Source organism: Blastopirellula sediminis, from assembly GCF_020966755.1.
Taxonomy (GTDB): domain Bacteria; phylum Planctomycetota; class Planctomycetia; order Pirellulales; family Pirellulaceae; genus Blastopirellula; species Blastopirellula sediminis.
The window spans coordinates 2,431,157-2,453,440 of sequence record NZ_JAJKFT010000010.1 but is presented as its reverse complement, the minus strand read 5'-3'; the positions used below and the strand labels follow the sequence as shown (position 1 = coordinate 2,453,440).

Annotated in this window: 5 protein-coding genes; all 5 read right to left on the bottom strand. The window is 60.1% G+C overall.

The window, feature by feature from the left end:
- Positions 1-15 precede the first annotated feature (15 nt).
- The 5 genes from LOC68_RS21545 to LOC68_RS21525 all read right to left on the bottom strand — a co-directional run bounded on the left by LOC68_RS21545 (position 16) and on the right by LOC68_RS21525 (position 21,915).
- Positions 16-714, bottom strand: coding sequence for a pirin family protein (locus LOC68_RS21545; protein ID WP_230222563.1), 699 nt, complete (start codon positions 712-714; stop codon positions 16-18).
- A 74-nt stretch (positions 715-788) separates the two neighbouring features.
- Positions 789-1,283, bottom strand: a complete 495-nt coding sequence (locus LOC68_RS21540; protein WP_230222561.1) for a MarR family winged helix-turn-helix transcriptional regulator — start codon at positions 1,281-1,283, stop codon at positions 789-791.
- Between the two features lie 299 nt (positions 1,284-1,582).
- Positions 1,583-2,782 carry an FHA domain-containing protein gene (locus LOC68_RS21535; protein WP_230222559.1) on the bottom strand — a complete coding sequence of 400 codons (1,200 nt, stop codon included), beginning with the start codon at positions 2,780-2,782 and terminating at the stop codon, positions 1,583-1,585.
- 176 nt (positions 2,783-2,958) lie between these two features.
- Positions 2,959-8,244, bottom strand: a complete 5,286-nt coding sequence (locus LOC68_RS21530) for a WD40 repeat domain-containing serine/threonine protein kinase (protein WP_230222557.1) — start codon at positions 8,242-8,244, stop codon at positions 2,959-2,961.
- 204 nt (positions 8,245-8,448) lie between these two features.
- Entirely contained in the window at positions 8,449-21,915 is a 13,467-nt protein-coding gene (locus LOC68_RS21525) for a beta strand repeat-containing protein (protein WP_230222555.1), read from the bottom strand.
- Between the last annotated feature and the right edge of the window lie 369 nt (positions 21,916-22,284).

Below are 22,284 nucleotides of genomic sequence, written 5' to 3'. Positions count from 1 at the left end.
GGTGAGTAACAATCGTTAGTTCATCTCGAACAGCATCACTTCCGCGTTGCCGGCGGCGGTGATCTTGAGCGACTTCTCGAAGCTGATCGCGGCGCCGTCGCTCGTTTCGAGCGGCTTGCCGTTCAGGTCGACCGAGCCTCGCAGCACTTGCAGCCAAACGTGCCGCTCGGTCGGAATCGAATGTTCGACCGTCGCGCCCGATACGAGTTCCGCCAGGTAAATTCGTGCGTCCTGATGAATCCGCAGCGAGCCTTCGGCGGCGTCCGGCGAAGCGACCAGTTGCAGTCGGTTCTGGCGGTCTTCGCTCGGAAAGTTCTTCTGTTCGTAGCTCGGCTCAATCCCCTTCTCTTCCGGGTAGAGCCAAATCTGATAGAGATGGACCGGCTCGTTCGACGACGGGTTGAACTCGCTATGCAAGATTCCCGATCCGGCCGACATCCGTTGGAATTCGCCGGAGCGCAGCGTTTCGCCGTTCCCCATCGAGTCTTTGTGCTCCAGCGCTCCGGCGAGCACGTAGGTGACGATCTCCATATCGCGATGTGGGTGCTTGCCGAAACCTTGTCCCGGCGCGACCCAGTCTTCGTTCATCACTCGCAACGTGCGGAAGCCCATGTTGTATGGGTCCTGATATCCGGCGAACGAAAAAGTGTGGTAGGTGCTGAGCCACCCATGGTCAAAGTGGCCGCGATCTCTGGCTTTGCGAACTCGGATCATCGTTTACCCCTTGATTTAGAATTCACAACATTAGTTGATATATCAATTATCTGATTAAAAAAAAGGAGCGTTGGTTACGCATCCGATTTTTTTTCGTTGTCTACCAGGCTCATCCGCGCCTTTTCCAGCAACCGGCTCAGCTCTTTCAACTCGGCTTGCGACAGATGCCCCATCAGTTGAATGTGCATCTCGTTGACCGGCTGATCCATTTCGGTGAGGAGCTTGGATCCCTTCTCCGTAATCTCGACATAGACGACGCGACGATCGTCATTGCAGCGGCGACGCTCGACCAGTTCCTGCTTCTCCAAACGATCAATCAAACCGGTGATCGCCGGCACGACTTGAATCATCCGCTCGGCGATTTCCAAGCTGGGCAACGGTTGTCCCTCGCCCCGCAGGATTCGCAGCACGTTGTATTGCGACGACGTCAGGCCGTACTTGCGAAACAGGCGTCCAAATCGGTTCTGCAATTGGTCGCTAGTCCGCAAGAGATTGAGCGTCGCCTCCTGTTCCGCCGAGGCGAACGGCTCCCGCTTTTTGATTTCTTCTTGCAATCGACTCGCCGACATTACGGAACTCCCTTCGACTCAATTAGTTTACGTGTCATTTAAATGAATGTCAACAGATCAGAGTCGTTTTTTTTGCATCCAAGAGAACTTGCAATGATTGTACAGGAAATTAAGAATTTGCGAGCTCCAACACACCTAAATGGCGGCTGCCTAGACAGATTTGGGGGGATTTATTGGGATAAAGTTCAGCCACTTCGATCGCCAAATGCGAGCCGAAAAGAATCGTCCGCCCGCGATCGAGATAGAACGCCCCCCCAAAACTGAGCCCGGCATCAATCGAGCCGAGCTCCCTCGGAACGTTACTGTTCGGCGGAAGCCGGCGGGCACGGCATTCCCAAAGTCCGCCAGGTGCGAATCTCGGCGTCGTTCTTGAAGATCGCCCACCCGGCGCCCCGGTCGACTTCCAGCATGATGGCGGAAACGTCCTGGAACAGATCGGCCGTATCTTGCGACGACTTCGTATAGAGCGACTCTAGCAGTTCGCTCGGATAGGTCAGCTTATGGGCGACCCGCAATGCATGTGCGACGAAGGCGAACTTCGTGGCGCGGCTCGCCAGGCAGATTACCGCATCGCGGCCCCAGATCGAACGAATCGTCGTTTCAAACTGAGCGACGCTCCGGTCGTCCAGCACGACTTGGTTGTCCGAGATCGGGACGGCGCCGTGCGACGTCGCATCGCGGTAGAACGCGCTCCGATCGTCTCCCGGCAAGCGATTCAAGTTGACGATGGCGTAGAGATTTCTCCCTTGGCCGATGTAGCGAGCGACCGCGATCGGATCGACCACGACGCGCTGCGTAAAGTAGTTCAGTCCCGAAGGAGCGACCCCCGCTTCGTAATCGAGCGGTCCCGGCGACGCAGCGCCGGAAGCGGCCGGATGAGCCCCATGGACGACCGGCTGTTCGGCCCGTTTGGCTGGCGCTTCGACGTTCGCCTGGCTGCCGTAGCCCGCCTTTTGCCGCGCCTTCTGGAAGTCGCCGCTTGAGAGTCGCGAATAGTGATCGCCTACTTCGTGGTGCTCTTCTTCCTCGGCCTGGGCGGCAGGCGCTTCGGCGGCAAGTTTCGGCAAAAACTCCGTTAGATCGGAATCATAGCGCGGCGCCGGCGGCTTTTGGCCGATACCCGTTTCGTCCGCATTGGCGGCGGCGGTTTGTTCATCGAACCAGCGCGAGCCGAAACCCGATCGCGAACCGGACGACTCGCCCGGAATCGCCGCTTGCAGGTGGGTCTTGCCAACGGTGACGACGTCGCCGTCATGCAACGCAACCGGCTGCGCGATCCGCTCACCGTTAACATAGGTGCCGTTGCGACTCTTCAAGTCGGTCAACATCAGCTTGTCGTCGACCAATTCGACGGCGAAATGGAGCCCGGAAACATGCGGGTCATTCGGGATCAGAAATTCCGAAGCATGCGTACGACCGACTTTGATGGTCTGGCCGTCGCCAATCCAGATTCGCTGACCGGCGCTCGGGCCGGCGTAGATGTTAAGCGCGCATCGCACGGTACTGTTCTCTCAGTTCGCAAGTCATGGAAGGCGAAACGCAACGGCCGACATCCTTCCGACCTTGTTCTCGTTCTTCATTATTCCCAATTTCTACCAAAGCAGCGTGGCGAATTGCAGGGAAACCACGGCAACTTTTACCTAATTAACCCACGGTTTACCGAAGCGAACCATGATTACTCTTTCTCAGCCATCGGCTGAGGAGCCTCCTGATCTTCATGCCAATCAACGGCGAACCAAACAGTGGCTCGTCCATCATCCCCGGCGGTCAGCAATTCGTTCTTTTGCGGTGAAAAATTAATCGCCTTAATTCCCTTCTGATGTCCCCGCAGAGGCATGATTTCTCGCATCAACAACGATTGATCCGTATCCGAGCGATCGACGTACCAGACGATCACCATACTGTCCGAACTGCCGGTCACCAGTCGTCTTCCGTCGGGCGAGAAAGCGACGCTGCTCACTTCGGCCGAGTGCCCTTCGTGCGTCAGCGGCTCGCCAAATTTTTCTGCGGCAAGGTCGACTTCTAGCCAAACGCGGACTTTGCGGTCAGTGCTAACCGCCGCCAAACGCTTCCCGTCAGCGTCGATCGCAACCCCTAAATAGCTACCGTCGTGCTGGCCGAACGGCTCTCCCAATTGCTGGGCGTCGTCGCCGTTGACGATCCGCAATTGGCCGTCGACGCAACCGGCGATCAGGCGACCTTCGGGTTGAATCGACCAAGTCATGTCGAGGGCCGGCGAAGCCAATTTCCCTTCGGCGACCGTCTTGCCGGTCTTCCAATCGAGAACCTTCAGACTCGCGTCGCGAGACGCGATCGCCAACTTGTCTCCCTGCAGTGCAGCGGAAGTGACGTCGTGAGACGAAGTCGTCCACTGCCCCAACTTGGTTCCGTCCACGACGCTCCATCGACGAATTACCCCGTCGCTATGAACGGCGACCACTTCCTTGTCGTCGCTGGAGAAGCCGACGTAAACCACCGGGCGAGCCGAATTCAGCCGCTGCATCCGGCCAGCGGTAACGTTCCAGATTTCGACATCGCGATTAGTAAACGCGATCGCCAGCTCGTCGTTGTTCGTGGGAGACGCAATTGCGCTGCTGATCTTTCGTCCGCTGCGAGCCGCCGCCTCCGCGACGCCGGGAACCGGTTGCGGCGCTTCCTTCAAATTCCAAAGGGAGATTTCGCGATCGCTGGCCAACAACAACTCTCCGTCGGCGGTAAACGCCATCGAACGAACTTCGTACGGAACCGTCGTCGTCGCGAGCGTCTCGGAGTTGGGACGCCAGATCTTCACGACATGCTCATGCCCGTCTCCTTGTCGGAAGAGGGCCGCCACTTTCGTCCGATCGGGAGCGAGCGCAAACGCTTGATACGATTCCCCTTCGTTGGCTCGGAATTCGGCAAGCTGGCGACCGCTGGTCGTTTCGAGGACGATCACGCCCCCTTCGCTTCCCCGGGCTCCGCCGATGGCGACGACGTTCTCATCCAGGAATCCCATTTGCTTGACGCCGTTCATCGCCCGCTTCCATAGCAGCGGGTCATCGTTCGGTTTGGTCGAATAGACCGACCCCATCACCAGCTTGGCGACGGCGAGCTTGTCTCCGCTCGGCGAGAAATCGAGTCCCCACGCTTTCGCCGGCTGCGGGATAGTAACTTCATTGCCAGCAAAGTCGCGAATGCGGAGGAGCGAGTCGGCGCCATCCTGCAGTGCAAAGCGTTGACCATCCGGCGAAGCGGCGATCGCCACCGAATTGCCGCCGACCGGGAATGAGTTGACTTGTTGCGTCGAGTCGAGTCGCCAGACGGCCGCTGAGATGCCGCCGATCTGGGTCACCAAGTGGTTCGGTCCAACGAACTGAGCGCCAAATTCCGTCGCACGACTTTCGGCCAGCCAATCCCCTTCCCGCAGTTCCAACACGTCGCCGCCGTTGAGCAAGCTTGGCTGGAAGATGCGAACTACGCCGCCGCTATCGCCGGTGGCGGCCAATTGACCGTCGCTGGAATAAGCCGCCGACAAAACGCCGGTATCGTGTTGAATGGTCAGTTGATCGCGATACGCCTTGTAATCCCAGAAGCGCAGACGCTCGTCGACGCTCCCCGAAATCAGCGTCTTGCCATCCTTGCTCCACCGGGCCGAGGTGACGACGTCCAAGTGACCGCGAAGAGTCTTGCCGCGAATCGGCAGCGTTGAGTTCTCCGATACGGCCCAAACGCAGATCGACCCGTCTTCCATCGCGGCGGCCAGCATGCCGGACTGCCGGTTGAAGTCGAGCGTATTGACGCGTGAGTTCAGCCGATCAAATTCGGTCGTGTTCGCCTCGCCTGCGGTCCAGGTCGCCATCGCTCCGTCGCTGGTCGCGACGGCGGCGACGTTCGGCGCGATCCAACAAGCGGCGATCGGAATGTCGCTCAGCGTGACTTCGGCTGCGGTCTCGTTCGTCTCCAGGTCGACCGTTTCGATTCGCCCGCGACGGACGTTTCCGCCGGCCAGCAGCAGTTTCGTTCCGTCAAACGACGGGCTGACTCCGTAGAGGCCGTCACTGAAGTAACGCAGCGGCTTGGGCGACGCTTCCGGCGAAGCGACCGAGAACATGTATCCATTGGCGGCGATAAACGCAACGCCGGTTTGCGGGTCGAAGACGATGCGATCAATGTGATAGCGAATGTCGTCCTCGGGCAAGACGAACGGATTGCGCACCTTGATCTCCTGCTGCTCGTCCGTTTCCGGGAACCAGGCGACCAACTGGCGTTTGGGATCATCGCAGCCGATCAAGAGATAATCGCCGCTCGGAGCGAAAGCGAGCGACGTGATCGGCGCTCCCTCGAGATCCAACGTTTTTTTCGCGACGTCCCCATCCGCATGAGAATACAGGGACACGACTCCAGCAGCGCCGCCGACTGCCGTTAAGTCTCCCTGGGGAGAGAGGGCGATCGCCCGGATCGGACGCTTCGCGTCGATTTGCGGAACGTCGGCATGGCAGCGATCGTAGAGATGGCCCCATTCCCAGTTGCGGAAACGAACCGGAATCTGATCGAGCAGTTCCAACGCGCGGCCGATGTCGTTCGCTTCGATCTTGGCCTGGGCTAGACCGATGCGTGAGAAGACCGCGGCGAATTCCGCCTCAGCGCGACGTTCATTCGCCTCTTCGCGAGCCATCTCCGCGACAATCGCGCTCTGCCGGGCCTTTTCGGCGTTCGCTTCGGCCAGATTGCGCTGCTCTTGCTCTTTCATCTGCGCTTGGACCGCCTGATCCTTGGCCACCAGCGCCGCCGCTTCGGCAGTTTCCGCCGTTTCCTTGGCTTTGACCGCTTCGTTCTTGGCGACAATTGCTAACGCTTCGTTGTCTTTGGCGACCTTCTCATTCTCTTCGGCCCGCTCACGCTGTTTTTCGGCGTTGTCCCGTTCTTGCGCGATCACGGCATTCTTGCCATACACGACCACGCCGAAGGCGACGGCGCCGATCATCAGCAACACCATCGCCGCGATCGCCGACATCTGGGCGAACCGTTTGCGCGACTGAGCCAGACGCCGATCGTCTCGCCCGCGCACCAAAGCGTCGTACAACGAACGGGTCTCTGGGTCGTTCTCTTCCAACTGCTGTAAGCCGAGGTCAAAGTCGGCCTTGGCCAGCGCGCACTCGGCATACGCTTTGTGGGCGTTGCGAAAACCAGTGATCGCCGCTTCGTTCTTCGGCCAGAGTTCGATCGCGTCTTGGAACCCGAACAGAGCACGAGAAAACTGTTCGTAGTTTTGCGACGTTTTCGCTTCTTCCAGATCTTCTTGCGCTCGGGTCGACATCCCCAAGCTTTGCGAGTGGAACTGGTATTCCTGAATCGCCGACTGGAACTCCGCTACCGAAACGTAGCGCTTGCTCATATCGCTCGACATCGCCTTGAGAGCGATCTTGAGGAGCGTGCTGCTCGACTCGACCGGCGTAATCTTATTTTCCGCTGCGGCGACCAAACACTCCGTCACCGTCTTGGCGGCATGCGGCGGAGCGCCGGTGACGATCTCGTACAGAATCGCGCCCAGCAAATAGATGTCGCTGCCGATGCCGATCGCTTCGATCGGGCCGCGGACCATTTCCGGCGCCATGTATGCGGGAGTTCCCCCCATGCTGAAATGGTCGCCGCGATTCAAATCGACCGCCAGGCCCCAGTCCATCACCAGCACTTCGCCATACTCGCCGAGCATGACGTTTTCGGGCTTGAGGTCGCGGTGAATCACGCCGCGCGAGTGGGCGAACGCCACCGCGTCGCAAACGCGATCGAGGTATTCCAGGTTTTCCAATTCGGTCTTACTGCGGATCGCTTCGTGCCACGGCGTGCCGCTGACCAACTTCATCGAATAGAAAAGGGTGCCGTCGTTGGTCTGCCCCAGTTCGTGAATCGGTACGATGTTCGGGTGATCGAGATAGCCGGTCAGGACCGCTTCGCTGAGAAACTTCGCGCGGTCGTCCCTTTTCTTTCCGCCACGGCTCTTAAGCGTTTTGAGCGCAACGCGACGCCGAACCGACTTTTGGTCGGCGGCGTAAACCGTTCCCATCCCCCCTTCGCCGAGGATGTTGATCAGTTCGTAGTCGGACGAAATTCCTTGCTGCGAATCTTTGACCAGAATTCGCTCGCGGATCTCGACGCCCAATTCGCGTCCGCGGGCAATCGTCGCCGTCTTCAACGAGGTCAGCGGCGAGTCGCCGGGTTGTTCGGCGCCTTCCCAATAGCGACGCACGCCATCGGCCGAGAGAGGCTTCGATCCCATCGGCAGGTCGAATTCGGATTCTTCTCCTCCGACGCTATCGACCGTTTGTTCGGTTCCATACGCGGCGGGCAGATCAATCGTCCGACCAGGACCTTCGCCGCCGGGCAAGTCCATTGTTTGTCCATAAACTGGCGCGACGCCCCCCTCAGGAAGCTCGATCGTTTGATCGGCGCTGAACGCGCCGTCCGGCAGATCGATCGTGCCGCCTGGTCCAGGATCCGGATAGGCGATGTCGATCGTCCGATTGACTTCGCGCGGCGTGGCCGGCTCTTCCGGCTCTTCGCCTGACAAGGTGAATTCAAATTCTGCGTCGCTCGGTCCCTTCGCAGCGGGAGTCGCTTCTTCGGCCGCTGGCGGCGGAGAGAGAATGCTGCGCGGAGGAATCGGCGGCTCCTCCATTGCGGGCAGATCAATCGTCTGCATTACGTCGCCAGCATCCTCGGCCGGCGGCGTATCGAGTTCGATCGTCGCGCCAAAGTTACCCGGGGTTTCGCCTCCTTCCGGCGGCGCAACAGGTTCACCGGACGTCGGCTCTTCGTGAACGAGTTCAAATTCGTACGTCTGCCCCACTTCTCCGCCGCTAGGCAGATCAATGGTGCGGTCGATCGCTTGCTGCTCATCCAAAGCGGCGCCGCATTCAGGACAGCGTCCTTCCGATTGCTGAACTTCAGTCAGCTGGGCTTTACATTGCGGACACGCGAACATGAACGAACTTTCCAGCGATCAGGAAAAAGCGAGGGGGGGAGCGGTGCTTATGGGAGCCGGAAAATGACGGCGCAAATCGTACCTACGGCCTCCACTGGATGGCGGTAAGGTACTATTCGATCATAAATCAAAGGGGTCCGATTCACCAACAAAACCCGGAATTCCCCGAGTCAGAGGCAAGAATTCGGCAATTTTGCGCCCGAACTATCGGACCCGTCGGCGCCAGCGACGACGCGATACGCTGAACTTCGCGTCGGTCGACTCCTCTGGCGACTTCTCAAGCGCTTCGTCAACCGCCGCCGAACGCTCGCGATCCTCTTGCGGACGAAGCGCGTAGGCGGCCATCATGAGCGCTCCGCCGATACCCCCCGGCAGCATCCAGCGCTTTCGCAGCGAAGTTTGCTCTTCCTCCGCTTCGGCTCGTTCTTCTCGCAGCAAGACCGCCGAGAGATCGGGCGTCCACTCTTCGCCAACCGGCGAAGTTTGTTCGGCGGCGCCTTCTTCGTCCGCCTCGAACCATTTTTCGTACTGCGCCGTCCAGACCTGTTCGGCCGAAGCTTCAGTCGCCGCATGCGGACCGTCGACTCGCACAAAGCCTTCAAACTTCCCGCCGCTATTGGCGGCGCCGCTGGCGCCTTCCGGCGAATCGGCGGCGACTTTCTCAAAGTAGTAAACGTCCGGCTCTTGCTGACCAGCGAGCAAGATAGAGACCTTGTAGCGTCCCGGCAGGAACCGCGTGTTCTCTTGGATGTATTGCTTGACCTCTTCGATCGTGCTGAAGCCTTGCAGCACGATCCGCTCGCCCACTTCTTCGTCCAGGGCGTTGACGATCACCACCACAACTTCCTGCACCTGGTTGAGCGAACCGCCGTCCGACTCAAAGCTGCTGTTGGTCGTGACCGCAAAGACGACGTCCGGCAGGAAGACGACCGGCGCCACAACGGGTGCGCTCGGCTGTGCAAACGGCGGCGGCTCTGGAGCAAATTGAACGCCGACCGGGATGATCACCTCAAAGGTGTCGGTCACCGAGTTCAAATCGCGGAAGTTCGTTTCGTCGACGACGTTGTCGTACAGATTGATCTGCGGATCGTTGTAAACGGTGATCGTTACCGTCGCACGTTGTTCGGTCAGCGCGAAGCCGGAGTTGTAAGTGTGCTGCAGCGTTTGCGCGCCGTCGATCGGGTCTTTGAACAAGTAAACCGATTGCGAGCCATCGCCCCAGTCGACCAGGACCCGTTGGTTCTGTTCGACGTAGACCGGTTGGCCGTTGACGTCCATCGTCGACGAATCGCCCAGTTGAGTGATCGTTGCGTTAACCTGGAACTGCCCGTTACCGAGGCCCTTGGCGATTTGTGAGGTCGAAGCGTCTGGATCGGGGCTCTGCGCGGTCCGCTGATAGATCGGACCAAACTCGCCGACTTGGATGAAGCCCGGCTGCGTGTCGACGTCGACGAACGTGGCGAACGAGTGAACGGCGCCAAGCGAACCGACCGAGTCGGACAAACCGCCGCCGACGTACGGCGTCAGCGTGTTGTTGTCGGGGTTAAACATGTAGAAGTCGGCGGCCGATCGCATCACCAGCATCGAGTCGCCGTTGATGTTGAGGTTGCCGCCGGCCAACGCCGTGAACGCGTTGTTGGTCACGGTCCCGCCGGTCATCCGCACTTCGCCGAAGACGACGACGTTGTCGAGCGGATCGGCGGCGTTCTCCGAGAAATTCAAATCGCCGCCGGTTTGTACGAACATGTGCCCCGCCGATACGCCGACGGCCGACAAAGCTGGTTTGAAATCGGCGGTCGCCATGCTGTCGCTGTTCGCTACGTCAAAGGCGAGCGTGACCGGATCCGCCGCGATCGTCCCCTTGGCGTCGGTCACCAGGCCAATCGTCAAACTGTTCACGTCCGACAGCACGATCGAGTAGGCGCCGTCCATGTTGGTTTCCGTTTCCGGCGTCGTGCTCGGTCCCTTCGGCGCGAACGTGTCGTCGTTCGAGTCCGGCAAGTAGCTCGAAATCGCGTCGGTCGTCCGCCGTCCGAGCAGCCCACCGTTCGCAGCGTCGTCGGCGTTCAGCGTGGCGCCGGGCGTTACTTGCAGCGTGCCGTGAGCCTGCAGCGTGGCGGTGTTGAAGTCGACGTTGGTCATCACGATGCCGCCGCCGGCGACCAAGAGCGTCTGATCGGCGAAGATTGTGGTCGCTACGGCGCCGGTTCGTTCGTCATTGATCTGCACCAGGTGGCCGTCCGTCTTCAGCGCCATCGTCCCGGCGGTCTGCGAGCCATCGAGCAAGAGCAGTCCGCCGTCAGTCGCGGAGGTCTCGGTAATCGAGACGTCTCCGCCGACGCTCAGCGACAGCCGACGGAAATCGATGGAGTCGCCGGACGAATCGCCCAGGTGAACGTCAGTTCCGGCTCGCAGTACCGCGAGTCCGTCGACTTGATCCTCGGCCGAACCGGCAGTTGGCGCGGTCGTCAGCTGAGCGACGATCAGGCTGGTACCCGCCGTGTCTTCAATGGCGCCGCTGCTTTCCAGCACCAGCGAGTTCGCCGAGCTGCCGGTTCCGCGAAGCGGGTTGCCATTGTTCAGGGTCGTGTCGTCGTCTTCGTGGATCGTTACGTCGCCAATGTCGGCGACGAAGGTGAGCGTGCCGAACTGTACGCTCGCTCCGCTGTCGGCGCCACGATCAAGGGCGTTGATCGCTTTCGCAGTTACGCCGAGATCGATATCGCCCAACTGCGAAGCGAAGTAGGCGTTGTCGCCGATCTTCAGCGAGTCGGCCGCTTCGTTCGCCAAGACGATGTGCGAGTCGGCCTGGAAGACCGCATAGCTGGTCGTTTCGATCGACGTGCCGCCGACGCCGTCAATTTGCGTGTCGGTAATCGTCGCGTCATTCGCGACGTTGTCGGCGATCAGCATCGCCGTTTGGGCGAAGTTGGTGATCTCGGTCGAGCCGCCACCTTCGCGACGTTCGGCATGCGTGATCACGATCGATTCATCTTCGCGAATCGTCACATGGGCGCCGGCGTCCATGTTGGCGAAGCCGTTGAACGTAACGCTGCCGAGCGAAACGGTCGCACCGCTGTCGGTTCCGCGCGACGAGTCGTCCGGATTGTTGGCCGCATCGACATCGACCACGCCGACGCTGATCTCGCGAACGACGCCGGGGGTCGCAAAGTAGGTGCTATTGCCCGAGGTGAAGAGAGCGTTTCCGCTAACGGTCAGCACGTCGGTCGCTTCGTCCGCCAGCACGACGCTGTTTTCAGCGTGGAACTCGGCGAAGTCAGAAACGGTAACGGACGTGCCGGTACGATCGCGAATGTCTCCTTGATTGGCGACCAACACGAGCGTGCCGGCCTGATTGTCGCCGGCCAAGAGCGTGCCAAGATCTTCGTGGACCGTCACGTCGCCGCCGACGCTGGTCACTTGCAGCGAACCGAACTCGACCGTCGCGCCGCTATCGGTACCGCGATCGGTCGCCAGTTGCGTCGTCGGCGTCACGCCGAGGTCGATCGTCTTGCCGTCGGTCGAGGTAAACGCGGCGTCTCCGCCAACGACAAACGTGTCGCCGGCGTTGTCGCCAAGCGTGATCGTCGTCTTGGCCGTCAGCGTCGCTTTCCCGTCGACTTCGACCGTCGTCGAAGCGTCATCTTCGATGAAGCTGTCCGAAATCAGCGTCAGCGAACCGGCGTGATTCGTGCTGCCGCCGTTGAACTTCGTGTTGGTGATCGCCATGCCGGCCGCCGGCATCACCAGACTGCCGGCCGCATTCGACTCCGTAATCTTGACGTCACCCATCGCGTCGAACGAGAGCGTGCCGAAGTTGGCGCCACTGGTTCCCGTACCGACCGAGACCGCTCCGCCCGATTGGAAAAAGGCGTTGCCGCCGACCACGAGCAACGCTGCCGGATCGGAATTGACCAGCGAGATGTCGCCGGTGGCGATGAATCGAGCGTCGCCGACGATCTGGGTCGTCTCACCGCCGGCTGAACCGATCATGCCGGTCGTTCGCAGCACGACGTCGTTGGCCAGGTTTTCGTAGGTCATGCCGGCGAAGTCGCGGTTCGCCAGCAAGGTATCGCTGTCGGTTTGCAGATAGACGTTACCGGTTCCGCCGTCGGTGTAGAAGGTCAAACCGTCGACTTCTACCGTCGCGCCGCTGTCGGTCGCCACGGCGTCCGCTACCCCGACGTGAATGTCGTCGCCGCCGGTGGTGGCGAACAGGGCGATGTCATTGTCTTCGGCGTTGTCGCTAAGCCCCAGCGAGTAAACGCCCAGGTCAACGCCGTCGACCGTCACCAGCGCTTGATCGGCCAACAGAATCTGACCGCCGGCGATCATCATCGAGCTGTTGGCGACATCAACGCTGGCCCGCAGGATCGTTTCGCCCATCGAACCGTCCGAGTCGGCGTCGGTCAAAGCGCCGTCGCTGATCAAGACCAACGAATCGGCCTGGTTGATGAAAATAACCGGCGTCCCGTCGACTTCAAACCGTCGCGACGCCAATTCGGTGGCGTTGGTCTCGTGAATGACCACATCGCCGCGGGTCGAACCGCCGTCGCCGCTATAAAAGGTAAGCGAGCCGAACTCGACCGTCGCGCCGCTCGCCGTTCCATCCGTATCGCTGGCGCCGACCGTGATATCGTTGCCGCCGCGTGAGTAGAAGAAGGCGTTCTCGACAACCTTCAGGCTGTTGAGCGACTCGTCGGCCAATGAGATCGTGCCGTCGGCGACGATGATCGCGTCATTCGCCGCGATCGAGACGCCGTCGACGTCAGAGATCGAATTCATCGAGCCGAGCGCTTCGAGGATCAACTGATCGCCAACATTGACGTTATCATTGACGATCATATCCGCGTCGGTGAATTGAATCCGCAAGTCGCCGGTGATCGTGTCGGGCAACGTCGGGAAGAGAGCGGCGGTGCTGATGTTGCGATAGTAGACGTCCGAGAGACTACCGCCGCCGGCGGCGCGGAACTCGGCGTTCTTAATCTTGTTGTCGGCGAGGAAGGTCGAAACCGGCTCTCCCAGCGGGTTGGCCGTGGTGTCGCCGAACAGGTTGATCACGCCGCCGGCCGCCGCTTCAAACACGGCGTCGCCAACGACCGTGCCGTCGCCATTGACGTCCAGATCGATCCGATCGGCAGTCATCCCGTCGCCATCTTCGACCTGAATGATCGAACCGTCGGCCGCCAGGAACAGGCTCGCCGCCAGGTTGACTCCGGTCACTTCCATGCTCGAATCTTCGCGAATCGTCACCGCTCCGCGGCCATTGGCGCCGTCGTCGCTGACGAACGTCAGCTGGCCGAAGTCGACCTTCGCGCCGCTATCGCTGCCGTCTCCTGCCAGAACGTCGACTCCAACGTCAATCGTCGCGCCGCCAACCGAAACGAACTTGGCCAGACCAACGATCTGCAACTCGTCGGTCGCTTCGTCGGCCAAGGTGATTTTGTCGCCGGCGGTAAACGTCGCATCGCCGTTGACCATGACCGACGTGCCGGTCGCGTCCGTAATGGCGCCATCTGACAACAAGTTGAGGGACGCCGCGATGTTGACGCCGGTCAGTTCGGTCGAATCGTCTTCCTGGATGAAGACGTCGCCGCCGTTGAAGGTCAGCGAGCCGAACCGCGTATCGCTCAGGTCGCCGCCGACCGTAATCGAGTCGCCGCCGAGCGACGTGAAGGTCGCCAGGCCGCCGACATGGAGAACGTCGCCAGACGCGTCGGCGAGCAAGATTTCGTCCTGCGCCGTGAAGGTGGCGGCGCCGGTCGCGTCGATCTGCGTCGAATCGGCGTCGGTGATCGCTCCGGCCGAGGCCAGGAAGAGATCGGACGCCTTATTGTCTCCGGCGATTTCGGTGCTCGAATCTTCACGGATCGTCACGGCGCCGCGGCCCAGCATCCCGTCATCGCTGACGAAGGTGAGTTGAACGAAGTTGACCTTCGCGCCGCTGTCGCTGCCGTCGGCCATCACCACATCGACGCCAACGTCAATCGCGCTGGCGCCCAGCGAGACGAACGTCGCCAGACTACCGATGTCGATCACGTCGGTCGCTTTGTCGGCCAGCGTGATGAACGTCGCGGCGGTGAAGGTCGCAGCGTTTTCGACGTCGATCGACGTTCCTTCGGCGTCGGTGATCGCGCCGTCGGAATTCAGATTAACGGAGTCCGCGACATTGTCGCCGGTCAATTCGGTGGAGTCGTCTTCTTGGAGGAAAAACGCGCCGCCGGTGTTGAAGTTCAGCATTCCCAACAGCGTCAGGCCGTCGCCGCCAATCGAGATCGCCCCCGAATCGAGCGAGATGAAGGTCGCCAGACCGCCGACCGTCAATTCATCGCCCATCACATCGGCGAGCGTAATCTCGTCTTGGGCGATGAACTTCGCGGCGCCGGTGGCGTCGATCGTCGTCATCGCGTCGTCGGTGATCGCCCCGGCCGAGGCCAGGAAGAGATCGGACGCGGCGTTGTCGCCGGTCACTTCGGTGCTGGAATCTTCGCGGATCGTCACCGCGCCGCGGCCCAGCATCCCGTCGTCACTGACGAAGGTGAGCTGCCCGAAGTTGACCATCGCGCCGCTATCGCTGCCGTCGGCCAGCAGCACGTCGACGCCGACGTCAATCGCATTGGCGCCCAGCGAAACGAACGTCGCCAAACCGCCGACGTCGAGCTGATCGCCTGACGTGTCGGAGAGGGTAATGAACGTGCCAGCGGTAAAGGTCGCGTCGTTTTCTACGTCAATTGACGTATCGGGCTTGTCCTCGATCGAAACGGCGGAGGTGAGTTCGAGCGAATCGGCGAAGTTGTCGCCGCTCAATTGCGTCGCATCATCTTCCTGAATGACGACCGCGCCGCCGTCGAAGTTGAGCATCCCCAACTCGGTCAGGCCATCGCCGCCGATCGTGATCGCTCCCGAATTGAGCGAAATAAAGGTCGCCATGCCGTCGATCGTCAACTCGTCGCCCATCACATCGGCGAGCGTGATCGCATCTTGGGCGGTGAAGACCGCGGCGCCGGTCGCATCAATCTTGGTCATCGCATCGTCGGTAAGCGAGCCGGCCGAAGCGAGGAAGAGATCGGACGCCTTGTTCTCGCCAGCGATTTCCGTGCTGGAATCTTCGCGGATCGTCACCGCGCCGCGTCCCAGCATCCCGTCATCGCTGACGAACGTGAGCTGACCGAAGTTGACCTTCGCGCCGCTGTCGGTCCCGTCCGCCATCAACACATCGACGCCGACGTCAATCGCTCCAGCCCCCAGCGAGACGAACGTCGCCAGACCGCCGATATCGATCACGTCGGTCGAATTATCGGCCAGCGTGATGAACGTCGCAGCGGTGAAGGTCGCGTCGTTCTCCACGTCAATCGACGTAGCCGGTTTGTCCTCAATCGAACCGTCCGACGTCAGTTCGAGCGAGTCGGCGACATTGTCGCCGCTCAATTGCGTTGAATCGTCTTCCTGAATCACGACCGCGCCGCCATTGAAGTTGAGCATCCCCAACAGCGTCAGGCCATCGCCGCCGATCTCGATCGCCGCCGAATCAAGCGAAATGAAGGTCGCCATGCCGTCGATCGTCAATTCGTCGCCCATCATGTCAGCGAGCGTAATCGCGTCTTTCGCGGTGAAGACCGCAGCGCCGGTCGCGTCGACCGTCGTCATCGCATCGTCGGTGATCGCCCCGGCCGAGGCCAGGAAGAGATCGGACGCTTTGTTGTCTCCGGTGATTTCGGTGCTCGAATCTTCGCGAATCGTCACCGCCCCGCGGCCCATCATCCCGTCGTCACTGACGAAGGTGAGCTGCCCGAAGTTGACCTTCGCCCCGCTGTCGCTGCCATCGGCCATCATTACATCGACGCCGACGTCGATCGCGCTGGCGCCCAGCGAGACGAACGTCGCCAAGCCGCCGATATCGATGACGTCGGTCGCGTTGTCCGCCAGCGTGATCGCGTCCTGTGCCTGGAACGTGGCCGCTCCGCCGATATCGATCGAAGTCGCCGTATCGTCGGTGATCGAACCGCCGGACTTGAGTTCAAGCGATGCTGCCGAGTTCATCCCGCTCAACTTCGTCGAGTCGTCTTCCTCGATTGCCACCGTTTGTCCGTCAAACGTCAGCGACTGGAAGGTGAAGCTGTCGCCAGCCTGGTCTCCCAGCGTGATGTCGACGGTCGCCATGAAGCTGACGTTGCCGGCCACATCCAACTTGGCGTTCATTTGATTGGTGATCGAACCGGTCGACTTCAATTCGAGCGAACCGGCCGTGCTCATGCCGGCCAGATCGGTACTGCCGGTCTCAGCGATTTTCACGGCGTCGACCGTATTGAAGGTCAGCGAGACGAACTCAAAGTCGTCCGTCATGTCCTGACCGAGCGTGATCTGGTTGTTGGCGTTACCCGCGTTGCCGTCGTCGGCCGTGAACTTGGCGTTTCCACTGACGATCAACTTCGTCCCGGCGACATTTTCAATCTTGCCGAGCGAGCTCAGTTCGAGCGAACTGGCGGTGTTACTCCCGGTCAGCAAGGTCGAGTCGTCTTCCTGAATGACGACCACGCCGCCATTGAAGTTGAGCGAGCCGAACTTGGTCGTACTGTCGCTCGCTCCCAGGGTGATCGCGTCGCCATCGAGCGACTTGAAGGTCGCCAGGCCGCCGACTTCCAGCTTGTCGTCGGTTTCGTTCGCGAGGACGATTTCGTCCTTCGCCGTGAAGGTCGCTGAGCCGACAACTTCGACTTCCGTCGTCGACGCATCGGTGATCGCGCCCCCGGACGTCAACTCGAGCGAACTGGCCGAGCTCGAGCCGCTCAATTCGGTCGAGTCGTCTTCCTGTATCACCACTGCGCCGCCGTCGAACGTCAGCGAGCCGAAGGTGAATTTGTCGTCGACTTGATCCCCGAGCGTAATGTCGACCGACGCCATGAAGTAGGCGTTGCCGGTCACATCCAGTTTGGCGCTCGACTGATTAGTGATCGACCCGGTCGACTTCAGTTCCAGCGAACCGGCCGTGCTCTTGTTTTCTAAGAACGTACTGCCGGTTTCGGCGATCTTGACAGCGTCGACCGTATTAAACGTCAGCGAGCCGAACTCAAAATCGTCGGCGCCGTCTTGTCCGAGCAGGATCTGGTTGTTGGCGTTCACCGCATTGGCGTCGTCGGCGGTAAACGTAGCCCCGCTAGTGACGATCAGCTTGGCGCCGACCTCGTTGTCGATCTTGCCGGTCGAACTGAGGTTCAACGTCTTGGCGGCGCTCTCGCCGGTAAGGTGCGTGTCGCCGATCTCGGCAATGACCACCGTGTCCGCCGAATTGAAGGTCAGCGAGCCGAACTCAAAATCATCGGTACCGTTCTGACCGAGCGAGATTTGATTGTTGGCGTTTAGATCATCTCCATCGTCGGCAGTCAGCGAAGCGTTACCTGCGACGATCAGCTTCGTGCCGGCGGCGTTTTCAATCTTGCCGGTCGAGGTAAGTGCCAGCGAACCGGCGCTGCTGGAGCCGGTCAATTGCGTGTTGCCGGTCTCGGCGATCTTCACCGCATCCGCCGAATTGAACGTCAACGCGAGAAATTCAAAATCGTCGGTCCCGTTCTGGCCGAGCGTGATCTGGTTGTTGGCGTTCAGATTATCGCCGTCGTCCGCCGTCAGCGACGCGACGCCATCCGCGATCAGCTTCGTCCCTGCGAGGTTTTCGATCTTCCCCGTCGCGCTGAGGAAGAGCGTGCCGGAACTGTTGCTGCCGGTCAGCAGCATCCCGCCGGTCTCGGCGATCGTGACGGTATCGACCGAATTGAACGTCAGCGAGCCGAACTCGAAATCATCCGCCCCATCCTGACCAAGCGTGATCTGGTTGTTGCCGTTCAGATTATTGCCGTCGTCAGCCGTGAACTTGGCGTTCCCGCTAACGATCAGTTTCGTGCCGGGGTCATTTTCGATCTTGCCGAGCGAGCTTAGCTCAAGCGAACTGGCGCTATTGTTCCCCGTCAGCAACGTCGAGTCGTCTTCCTGAATGACGACCACGCCGCCGTTGAAGTTGAGCGAGCCGAAGTAGGTCAGACTGTCGCTCGCCCCGATAGCGATTCCGTCTCCATCGAGCGATTTGAAGGTCGCCAAGCCCCCGACGTCGAGTTTGTCGTCGGTCTCGTTCGCCAGCGTAATTTCATCTTTCGCCGTAAACGTCGCCGCGCCGGTCACGGTGACCTTGGTCATCGAATCGTCGGTAATCGCGCCGCCGGACTCCAAGTTGAGCGACGAAGCCGCGTTGGTACCGGCCAGCAGAGTCGAGTCGTCTTCCTGAATCACCACCATTCCGCCGCTGAACGTCAGCGAGCCGAAATAGGTCGTGCTACCCGCGTCCCCAACGGCGATCGCATCGTTATCGGACGACGTGAATTTCGCCAGGCCGCCGATATCGAGCTTGTCGTCATTCTCGTTGGCCAACGTGATTTCATCTTTGGCGGCGAAGGTGGCCGCGCCGGTCACCTCGACCGTCGTCTTGGACGCGTCGGTGATCGAACCGCCCGAGGTCAGAATGACGGACGTCGCCGTATTGGCGCCGCTCAAGATCGTCGCGTCCGATTCCTGAATATCGACGGCGCCCCCGTTGAAGTTGAGCGAGCCGAACTGGGTGCTGCTGGTTGCGTCGCCGATCGAAATCGCTTTATCCGCGGTCGACTCAAAGGTCGCCAGGCCGGTCACATGCAGCGTGTCGGCATCGTCGGCCAGCGTAATTTCGTTGGCGGCGGTAAACGTCGCCGGGCCGGTGCCCATGACCGAGGTCGCCATCTCATCGGTGATCGTATCGGTCGACTTAAGATCAAGCGACGTCGCGGTATTCGTGCCGGTCAGGACCGTCGCATCGTCTTCCGCGATAGCGACGACATTCCCCGCAAAGGTCAACGTACCGAAGTAAATGCTGTCGCCGGACTGATTCCCCAACTTGACGTCAGTACCGGCGGAGAATTCCGCGTTTCCGCCGACGGTCAAACTGGCGTTGGCTTTGTTCTCGATCTTGCCGGTCGAAGCGAGATAGAGCGAACCTGCTTTGCTCGCCCCTTCCAGCAGCGTGTCGTTGTCTTCCGCAATCGAAACGGCGTCGACCGTATCAAACCGTAGCGTCCCGAATTGGAAAACGTCGCCGGTCTGGTCTCCGAGCGTGATCTTGTTGTTGCCGTTATTGAGGCCGTCGGTCGCAATAAACTGAGCCGAAACATCGACGTACAGCTTGGCGTTCATCTCGTTGGTGATCGAACCGGTCGATTGCAACAGCAGCGTCGCCGCCTGGCTGGTCCCGCTGAGAACCGTACTGTCGTCTTCTTTGATCGAGACGCCGAAGTCGGAATCGAACGTCAACGAGCCGAACTGGAGAACGTCCGAGGTTTCGTTCCCCAGCGTAATGCTCGTCCCGGCAATGAACTTGGCGTTGTTGGTGACGACCACTTCCGCGTTGGCGGCGTTCTGAATCGCGCCGGTCGAATCGAGCACGAGCGAATCGGACTTGCTCTTGCCGCTCAATTTGGTCGAATCGTCTTCGGCGATCGAGACCGCGCCGCTGGCGTCGAAGGTGAGCGTGCCGAACTTGAAGCTGTCGTCCGTTTTGTTGCCGAGCGTGATCGCCGTCGAAGCGATGAAGCTGGCGTTGTCGACGACATTCAGCTCCGCATTGTCCTGATTGGTGATCGAGCCGCTCGACTTCAATTCCAGCGAACCAGCCGTGCTTTTGCCGACCAGATCGGTATCACCGGTCTCGGCGATCTTTACGGCGTCGACCGAGTTGAACGTCAGCGAGAGAAATTCAAAATCGTCGGTAACGTCCTGACCGAGCGTGATCTGGTTGTTGGCGTTCAGGTCGTCGCCGTCGTCGGCCGTCAGCGACGCATTGCCGGCAACCTTCAGTTCGGTACCAGCGACGTTTTCAATCTTGCCGGTCGAATCGAGATCGAGCGTACTGGCGCTATTCTTTCCGGTCAGCAGCGTCGAATCGTCTTCTTCGATCGCGACCCCAGCGGGAGAAATGAACGTCAACGTGCCAAACGTCACCAGGTCGCTCGTTTCGCTCCCGAGTGCGATGCCGCTGTCGCCGGTCAACTTGGCGTTGCCGCTGACGACGACCGACGCGTTGTCGACGTTCCCCAGCGCTCCAACCGTGTGAACGGTCAGCGTCGTCGCCGCAATTTGGTCCAAGTCCAAGCCGCCGTCGTTGTCGTTGATCGCGACCACATCGGCCTGGGTGGCGCCGGTCGCCGAGACGACGGTGAACTCATTGTCGGCCATGTCGACGAAGATGCTCTGATCGTCGAGCGTCTTGAAGCTGGCGTTGCCGTCGACCTTGATCGACGTTAACGCCGTCTGCGCGATCACCCCCTTCGCCTGATAAACCAGGTCGCCGGTGATATCGATATTCGGCAGTGCGATCGCGGTGGTGTTCTGCGTGTAGATCAGCGTCAGATCGTTCAAGCTGCCCGTACCGGCGAGCGTCGCGATCGCCAATGGAATCGCCGCGTCGGTCGCGTCGTTTCGCAGGTAAAAATTGGTCGGACTCTCCGGGCCGCTAAGCAGAAACTTCGCGTCGTCCGACGGCAGCAAGTTGCCGGCGTTCTGCAAATCGAGCGTCTTCCCGGCGCTAGTGAATTGAAAGTCGACCAGGTCGGTCACTTCGACCGTCGTCCCGGAAGCTTGCGTCAAATTGCCGCCGGTAATCGCGGTTAATTTGGCCGACCGGATGTCCCCCAGTTGCAAGTCGTTCGTATCGGCGATCGTCGCCGTATCGGCGTCGACGACGTTCAGCGCGTTGACCGAAACAGGTCCCTGGAAGTCATTCCCACTATTGTTGAGCAGGACCTTGCCGCCGATCACGTCCAGATCGGTCGCCCCGGTGACAGTAACGTCCCCTTTCTGCGTGATGTCGCCGCTTCCCGTGAGATCGATCTTAAGAGCGCCAAATTGCGAGGAGAACGTATCGGCCCCCAACTCGACGTTCGGCGCCGTCAACTGCAGGAGATCGGCGTTGGAACTGTTAACGGCGAGGTCTTGCGACGTCGCGATCTTGACTTCTCCGCCATGGCCGACGGCGAGTTGGGAAATCTCGTTGGTCGTCGATTGGAGATTCACGTCGATCTTGGCGCCGTCGATCGCAAAGAACGTCACCGGCGTTCCGATCGGAGTCAGCAAATCGGCGCCGTTCTGGCTCACTTCGGCGTCATACTTGACGGCTTCGATCGTGACCATTTTGTCGAACGTCCAGGAATCCCCCAGGGCGGAGCCCTTGAATACGACCTCTTCGATCCCCTTGGTTTCCAACCCCAAGCTAAGGTTCGGATCGAGCGTGGCGTGGTCGTCGAGAAGAGTCAACTGTTGCGAATCGACCTGCGATCCTGAGACGTCATTCGCTTCGATCCCTTTGACCGTCGCAGCGGCGAACTCATCGACGAACTTTCCGTCGTTCGTCACCTCGTAAGTCGCCACGCCTCCCTTGTCGTAGAAGCGGACCTCAACATCGTCCGTCGGCGCATCGGTCGTGATCTGCAAAACGCCGTCGCCATCTACGATGGCCGTCGCAGTCAGCACGACGCGAGGTTCGAGTTCGCGAAAGCGAAGCTTGGTGTCGAACTGATCAAGAAAGCGATTGGCTGCGCCGCTATCGCTACCGCGCGATTTTCGTTTCTGCTTGCGCGAGAAGATTCGCTTGCGGTTCATTCGGTAGCGTCCCTCGGTCGATCGCTCTTCAGGGGAGTGAGCGGCGCGTGGCAGAAAAAATCGCTAGCGAGGTATGCGAAAAACGCACTTAACCCCCCTAGCCGTCAAAAGATACGTATTTTCCCATTCAAATTACGATTTTTGGCAATGTCAACGAAAGCCGTCTCCATTTCCCTCATTCGGACCGCATCAGGTCGTCACAATCGCGCAAGTTGACGCGATCCCCCCTCCTTTTGACGCCGATCAGGCCGAATTTGCCAAATATGCGGAAGCTGGACCGGCTGGAGCCACTTCTCTGAACTAGGAAGGAGCGAAACGCCGATCGAGAGAAGACGGAGTCGCATGGACCCCCTATCGCACTAGCATGGT